1 rRNA gene is annotated in these 2945 nt (G+C 52.0%); it reads right to left on the bottom strand.

The window, feature by feature from the left end:
* Position 1: 1 nt before the first annotated feature.
* Positions 2 to 2933, bottom strand: a 23S ribosomal RNA gene (locus tag CKJ95_RS17025).
* Positions 2934 to 2945: the final 12 nt, after the last annotated feature.

Here is a 2945-nt window from a genome sequence, read left to right as displayed (position 1 = left end):
TTTGGTTAAGTCCTCGATCGATTAGTATCAGTCAGCTGCACATGTCACCATGCTTCCACCTCTGACCTATCAACCTCGTCATCTTCGAGGGATCTTACTAGTTTAACACTATGGGAAATCTCATCTTGAGGGGGGCTTCATGCTTAGATGCTTTCAGCACTTATCCCTTCCACACATAGCTACCCAGCTATGCCCTTGGCAGAACAACTGGTACACCAGCGGTGTGTCCATCCCGGTCCTCTCGTACTAAGGACAGCTCCTCTCAAATTTCCTACGCCCACGACGGATAGGGACCGAACTGTCTCACGACGTTCTGAACCCAGCTCGCGTACCGCTTTAATGGGCGAACAGCCCAACCCTTGGGACCGACTACAGCCCCAGGATGCGATGAGCCGACATCGAGGTGCCAAACCTCCCCGTCGATGTGGACTCTTGGGGGAGATAAGCCTGTTATCCCCGGGGTAGCTTTTATCCGTTGAGCGATGGCCCTTCCATGCGGAACCACCGGATCACTAAGCCCGACTTTCGTCCCTGCTCGACTTGTAGGTCTCGCAGTCAAGCTCCCTTGTGCCTTTACACTCTACGAATGATTTCCAACCATTCTGAGGGAACCTTTGGGCGCCTCCGTTACTTTTTAGGAGGCGACCGCCCCAGTCAAACTGCCCACCTGACACTGTCTCCAAGGCCGATAAGGCCTTCGGGTTAGAATTTCAATACAGCCAGGGTAGTATCCCACCGATGCCTCCACCGAAGCTGGCGCTCCGGCTTCCAAGGCTCCTACCTATCCTGTACAAGCTGTACCAAAATTCAATATCAGGCTGCAGTAAAGCTCCACGGGGTCTTTCCGTCCTGTCGCGGGTAACCTGCATCTTCACAGGTACTATAATTTCACCGAGTCTCTCGTTGAGACAGTGCCCAGATCGTTACACCTTTCGTGCGGGTCAGAACTTACCTGACAAGGAATTTCGCTACCTTAGGACCGTTATAGTTACGGCCGCCGTTTACTGGGGCTTCGATTCAGAGCTTCGCTTGCGCTAACCCCTCCTCTTAACCTTCCAGCACCGGGCAGGTGTCAGCCCCTATACTTCGCCTTGCGGCTTCGCAGAGACCTGTGTTTTTGCTAAACAGTCGCCTGGGCCTATTCACTGCGGCTCTTCAGGGCTATTCACCCTAAAAAGCACCCCTTCTCCCGAAGTTACGGGGTCATTTTGCCGAGTTCCTTAACGAGAGTTCTCTCGATCACCTTAGGATTCTCTCCTCGCCTACCTGTGTCGGTTTGCGGTACGGGCACCATTTACCTCGCTAGAAGCTTTTCTTGGCAGTGTGGAATCAGGAACTTCGGTACTATATTTCCCTCGCCATCACAGCTCAACCTTACGGTAAGCGGATTTGCCTACTTACCAGTCTAACTGCTTGGACGCACATATCCAACAGTGCGCTTACCCTATCCTCCTGCGTCCCTCCATCGCTCAAACGGTAAAGAGGTGGTACAGGAATATCAACCTGTTGTCCATCGCCTACGCTTTTCAGCCTCGGCTTAGGTCCCGACTAACCCTGAGCGGACGAGCCTTCCTCAGGAAACCTTAGGCATTCGGTGGATGGGATTCTCACCCATCTTTCGCTACTCATACCGGCATTCTCACTTCTAAGCGCTCCACCAGTCCTCACGGTCTGACTTCACAGCACTTAGAACGCTCTCCTACCATTGTTCGTAAGAACAATCCACAGCTTCGGTGATACGTTTAGCCCCGGTACATTTTCGGCGCAGAGTCACTCGACCAGTGAGCTATTACGCACTCTTTAAATGGTGGCTGCTTCTAAGCCAACATCCTGGTTGTCTAAGCAACTCCACATCCTTTTCCACTTAACGTATACTTTGGGACCTTAGCTGGTGGTCTGGGCTGTTTCCCTCTTGACTACGGATCTTATCACTCGCAGTCTGACTCCCGAGAATCAAGTCTTTGGCATTCGGAGTTTGACTGAATTCGGTAACCCGATGAGGGCCCCTAGTCCAATCAGTGCTCTACCTCCAAGACTCTATACTCGAGGCTAGCCCTAAAGCTATTTCGGAGAGAACCAGCTATCTCCAAGTTCGATTGGAATTTCTCCGCTACCCACACCTCATCCCCGCACTTTTCAACGTGCGTGGGTTCGGGCCTCCATTCAGTGTTACCTGAACTTCACCCTGGACATGGGTAGATCACCTGGTTTCGGGTCTACGACCACGTACTATTTCGCCCTATTCAGACTCGCTTTCGCTGCGGCTCCGTCTCTTCAACTTAACCTTGCACGGGATCGTAACTCGCCGGTTCATTCTACAAAAGGCACGCCATCACACATAAATGTGCTTTGACTACTTGTAGGCACACGGTTTCAGGTTCTATTTCACTCCCCTTCCGGGGTGCTTTTCACCTTTCCCTCACGGTACTGGTTCACTATCGGTCACTAGGGAGTATTTAGCCTTGGGAGATGGTCCTCCCAGCTTCCGACGGGATTTCTCGTGTCCCGCCGTACTCAGGATCCACTCAAGAGAGAACGAAGTTTCGACTACAGGGTTGTTACCTTCTCTGACGGACCTTTCCAGGTCGCTTCGTCTACTTCGCTCTTTTGTAACTCCGTATAGAGTGTCCTACAACCCCAAGAGGCAAGCCTCTTGGTTTGGGCTATCTTCCGTTTCGCTCGCCGCTACTCAGGAAATCGCGTTTGCTTTCTCTTCCTCCGGGTACTAAGATGTTTCAGTTCCCCGGGTCTACCTTCTCTTACCCTATGTATTCAGGTAAGGATACTACCCCATTACGGGCAGTGGGTTTCCCCATTCGGAAATCTTCGGATCAATGCTTACTTACAGCTCCCCGAAGCATATCGGTGTTAGTACCGTCCTTCATCGGCTCCTAGTGCCAAGGCATCCACCGTGCGCCCTTCATAACTTAACCTATTCGGCTTCG

The organism is Fredinandcohnia onubensis (assembly GCF_002734285.1).
In the GTDB taxonomy this organism is placed as follows: Bacteria; Bacillota; Bacilli; order Bacillales; family Bacillaceae_L; genus Ferdinandcohnia; species Ferdinandcohnia onubensis_A.
This window is presented reverse-complemented; position numbering and strand designations above follow the sequence as displayed.